The organism is Paenibacillus zanthoxyli JH29, assembly GCF_000520715.1.
GTDB classification, from domain to species: Bacteria; Bacillota; Bacilli; order Paenibacillales; family Paenibacillaceae; genus Paenibacillus_AQ; species Paenibacillus_AQ zanthoxyli.
Genome location: NZ_ASSD01000219.1, coordinates 1 through 4782, shown reverse-complemented (window position 1 = coordinate 4782; position 4782 = coordinate 1). Strand labels below are relative to the sequence as shown.

Genomic DNA, 4782 nt, shown 5'->3' with positions numbered 1-4782 from the left:
GTTCGTCCTGAGCCAGGATCAAACTCTCCAATAAAGATGTTGCAGAGCAACATCGGCTGAATATGAAATCGATTAAGCTCAGCTGAGCGGATGATTTCGTATTCAGATATCGAAAAGAGCGATTCGCTCAATTTTGAAACATCTGACGAAAATTTGCATTCTCATGATGGCATTTCAAAGCATGAAACGCTGGTGAAATCCATCTTTTTTTTTGGAACTCGCTAAGCGAATTCCCACTCACTCGTTGTTCAGTTTTCAAAGATCAACTCTTCATTGCTTTAAATCTTCAGTGCGGATGACTGTTTGTCAACAGGATCTTTAATATATCATTTTTTTCGATCGATTGCAAGACTTTTTTTTTAATAGCTTTAGCACTTTCAGAATAGAGCTCTTCGCAGCTATTAACAATTTGTCATCAGCCACTAGATTTATAATATAACATGTCTGCGATACGTATAGCAACCTGTAATATTTTCCAATTTTCTATATATACTATTTCCTTATTATATATAAGCTGAACTTAAGATTTTCTATCAGATATCAGTCGTAACTACGAGGAATCTTTGGACTTCCGGCCGCTGTTGTCCCCAGATTTCTTAATTAATACCGCATTCACGGATGAAATCCGGAGACAAAGACGATCTCTGTCGCTCCTACAGTTCCAAACTTCCCCTTCGTTACCCCTTACCCTGATGCCATTTTTTCAAGTTCATCCTATACAGTTACCCTAAAGTCCCGGAAACAATCCAAATAAAACAATAAAAGTGCAGACCGTACCCGAAGATACGAATCTGCACGCGGAAAATCTATGATCGCTTAAATATCAATCAGAAATCCAAGGGTTACGGCGTTTTTTCACTGTGTCTTTGACTTTCCCTGAACGCTGCTGCTTCGTTGTGCTGCTCGTTTTAACCTCTTTGCCCCGCCGGCTTGTTGTTTTGGCCTTAGCCGTAGAAGTCGTGGAAGCCGGGGTAGCTTCCCCTTGATCGGTGGCATTTTGTTCAGCAGTCAGGTTAGCGGCAGCAGTATCTAGCTCGGACAAAGCTACTGAGGCGGGATTAATCTCCGCGTCTACAGGAAGCCGGTTCGAATAAACCCAATCCTCCGTGCCTGGAAATCTCGGAACCGGCGGGATGCCTTGGTCAACTGGAGAGCCAATTGATGCGGGTGCGGGCGGGTACGAAGGCGCCATATAAGGTGGAGGGAAGCCCATGTCATAAGGGGAAGATTGGGCTCCGCTCGTATAGACAGGCATATTGCCATACACCGGCGCTTCATTACCGAATGAATACGGCTGGATTTCAGGAGACCCTCCGCATCCGCAGGAAGGCCAAGGAAGCGTTGTCGGCTGAGCCCCATACTGCGGAGAGGTGTAGGCCGGATTCTCAGAATAAGGTTTGAAGTCGTTAGCAGGCATCTCAGCAGTGTAAGGCATGACACCCGGATAATATGGTGCCGAGACATTGGCGACAGGATAACCTGTATCCGGATAACAATATGGCGCAGGCATTTCCGGCATATACGCAATCGGTTGAGCCTCATAAGGAGCATAAGAAATTGGCTGAACGGCCTCATACATCGGGTAATTTGGCGGGCAATCATTGTAGTAGGGATTTTCCGTTATTCCCGGGTATCCGTATGACTTATCGCAAGGAGCTACAGGCTCGCAAGTGCAATAACTCTTGGGAGGCTCGGGTTTAGGATATTCCTTGATAGGCTCAGGCATCGGCGGTAAAGGGGCTGCTTTTTGAGCGGGAACCGAAATCTGGACGAACAGATTCTGCGTTTCGGTATGAATCATCTCATTTACTGGAGCAGCAGGCGCAGGAATGTTTGCCGGTTGTTGAACAGGTACAGGGGCAGAGACAATGGGAGCCGTTTCTGCCTTTTTTGCCGGTTGTTGAACAGGTGCAGGGGCAGAGACAATGGGAGCTGTTTCTGCCTTTTTTGTCGGTTGTTGAACAGGTGCAGGAGTTGGAGCTGCAGGAGCTATTTCTGCCGCTTTTTCAACTGGGCCCGTAAAGGCTTTGCCGCCGGGAGCGGTTTTCTCTGATACAGCCGTCGGCGGATATTCCGGTTGGGCTAGGTTCGGATTTACTGGGTTCGCCGGATTTGCCGGGTTTGCTGGGTTTACCGGGTTTACTGGATTCACTGGATTCACTGGGTTGACTGGGTTTACCGGGTCTGCCGGATGCCCTGGAGAAATCATCGCTTTCTTGGGAATATTCACGACATCCCCTATTTTAAGCACGTCAGGGTTTTTCAATTGAGGATTGGCCTCAATCATATCCTTGAGCTGAATTCCCCATGCTTTTGACAATTTCCATAGGGTGTCCCCCTGCTTGACCGTATGCTTGTGGTACAACTCACTGCCGCCCGGTACATGAGCGGGGACAGAAGGGATTTTTACCTTGTCACCGATAGCCAGGACATCGGGGTTTGCAATTTGCGGATTGGCTTCGATCAATTTATCCAGCGGCACCCCGTACTTTTTCGACAATTCATAAAGTGTATCGCCTTGCTTGACAATGTGTATTTTCACGCGGTTTTAACCTCCTAACTTTTTGTGGAGCAATGCTTTTTGTCGCAGTGATTTGCGGTAGAGCCGCCTCCTTCGTTACTACATCTTATGCAGCCCATGGGCGATTGACATCCCAGAAGCAAAAAAAATCCTTTCATGCGGCATGAGTGCATACGCGCATAAAAGGATTGATCGTTGCTATTCAAAAACTTAGGACTGCCACACCTTATAGCCATCTTTGTCCACAATGCTCCGGAATTCCTCCAGCAGCTTCAGCGTGATCGGACCGGCATGGCCCTCGCCAATAATCCGTCCGTCGATCTCGCGGGCCGCGATAACCTCCGCTGCCGTACCGGTGAAGAAAACCTCATCCGCAATATAAATATCATGCATTGTGAAAGGCTCTTCTTTAAGCTTGATGCCGAGCTTCTCGCACAGCTCGATAATGGCAAGACGCGTAATACCCTCAAGAGCGCCAAGGTAACACGGCGGGGTGTAGACTACGCCTTTTTTGATGATAAAAATATTATCTCCGGAGCCTTCCGTCACATATCCCTGTGCGTTCAGCATGATCGCCTCGTCGGCTTCCGCAAGATTGGACTGAATCTTAACCAGAATGTTGTTCAGATAGTTAAGCGATTTGATCTTCGGATTCAGCGCATCCGGAATGTTGCGGCGCTGGGACACGGAAACGGCGCGAAGGCCGTTGAGATAAGCCTCTTCGGGATAGATGGCCAGCTGCTCTACAATAATAATGACACTGGCTTTGGGACACCGGCGGGGGTCAAGTCCGAGGTTGCCCGGGCCGCGGGAAACGATAAGACGGATATAACCGTTGCGCATATCATTACGGCGGATCGTCTCCGCCATTGCTTCCAGCATCTCATCATAAGTCAGCGGGATGTCAAGCATGATGGATTTAGCCGAATCATACAGCCTGTCCAAATGCTCTTTGCATTTAAAAATATTGCCGTTATAAATCCGGATTCCTTCAAAAATCCCGTCGCCATACAGAAAGCCGTGGTCAAAAACGGATACCATGGCCTTTTCTTTCGTTACATATTGTCCATCCAGATAAATCAACTGCTCAGACATGAACTTACTGCACCTCCGCTTTCTCTTCCTCATAGGTGTATGTGGGATACGAGCCTAAGATACGGACCTGGCAGCCCAAAGCTTTGATTTCCTCAATAGCGGCAGGCAAAAGGACCGATTCCAACGGTTCGAGCACATCAATATAAAAATAGTAGGTACCCAGCTTCTTCTTCGTAGGCCGTGATTCAATCCGCGACAAATTCAGCTTGCGCCAAGCAAAGGCTGAAAGAACCTGGTGGAGCGCACCCGGAAAATCTTCAGGCAGGGTGACCAGCACGCTGGTCTTGCTGCCGGTGCTTGCGCGGGGAATCTCAATCTTCCCGGGTCCCGCCAGCACAAAACGCGTAAAATTATTGTGATGATCGGTAATTTTGCTTGCGACAATCTCGAGTCCAAAAGTCTTCGCGCCAAGTTCAATGCCGATTGCCGCCCAGCCTTTGCCGGGGTTGTTCTTAACGATTTCCACAGCTTCCGAGGTGCTTCCCACGGTTTCAAGCTCGGCAATCGGAGCATGACTGCGGATAAAATGGCCGCACTGGGCCATTGCAACCGGATGGGAAAGGATTTTGACGATCCGCGAGTAATCGACACCGCCTTTGCCGTCCGCAAATTCACCGGGATTGGCAATCAGGTTCTGTACAGAAGGATAAATCCATTCGGCCTGCATCGGCAGGTCCACTTCATGAATAAGCCAGTCCATATGCATGCTGACCGAGCCTTCAATCGTATTCTCGACCGGAATGACGCTGTAATCGGTCTCTCCTTTGGCCGTGGCCAGAAACACGTCGGAAATAAGCTTATGGAACACCGGCCGGCAGGGTTCCCCTTTCATCAGATACAGCAAAGCTTCATGAGAGGTTGTTCCCTGCGGCAGCACAGCTATTGATTTCATGACCGTACTTCTCCTTTTATCATATCCAAAAATGATTGGTTTTGCATCCCATTTTCGTCTACAGACTCCGCAAGCGCCCCCGTTCGGCACGGCAGAAGCCAGCGGGTACGCGCATCAATACCGTGACTGCGCATCGTTTCCATCAAAAAGGCTTCCAGTTCGCTCTTTCGGAGATCTCCCTGGTCTACAAACGCTATCAGCGTCGGACCGGCGCCGCTTAGGGCGATTCCAAGCGCTCCGTGCTGCGTCGCTTCCGCCAGCACGGTCTCCATGC

At 49.1% G+C, this 4782-nt stretch carries 3 protein-coding genes and 1 pseudogene; all 4 read right to left on the bottom strand.

Features of this window, described 5'->3' with window-relative positions:
• Positions 1–823: 823 nt before the first annotated feature.
• Complete coding sequence (locus L691_RS0108195; protein ID WP_198023000.1) at positions 824–2500, bottom strand: LysM peptidoglycan-binding domain-containing protein; 1677 nt, start codon at positions 2498–2500, stop codon at positions 824–826.
• A gap of 231 nt (positions 2501–2731) precedes the next feature.
• A complete protein-coding gene (gene ilvE, locus L691_RS0108190) occupies positions 2732–3616 on the bottom strand; it encodes a branched-chain-amino-acid transaminase (protein ID WP_025689909.1) in 885 nt (294 codons plus the stop codon).
• A gap of 4 nt (positions 3617–3620) precedes the next feature.
• On the bottom strand, positions 3621–4508 hold the full coding sequence (gene pheA / locus L691_RS0108185) for a prephenate dehydratase (RefSeq protein ID WP_025689908.1): 888 nt from the start codon (positions 4506–4508) through the stop codon (positions 3621–3623).
• Positions 4505–4782, bottom strand: a pseudogene (locus tag L691_RS28290) (homoserine kinase); the annotation flags it as partial. The gene pheA and the pseudogene L691_RS28290, both read right to left, overlap by 4 nt.

What these genes read in the sequence shown, in the direction of transcription:
- ilvE (WP_025689909.1), bottom strand. Translation starts at nt 3,616, where the DNA reads ATGTCTGAGCAGTTGATTTATCTGGATGGACAATATGTAACGAAAGAA.
- pheA (WP_025689908.1), bottom strand. Translation starts at nt 4,508, where the DNA reads ATGAAATCAATAGCTGTGCTGCCGCAGGGAACAACCTCTCATGAAGCT.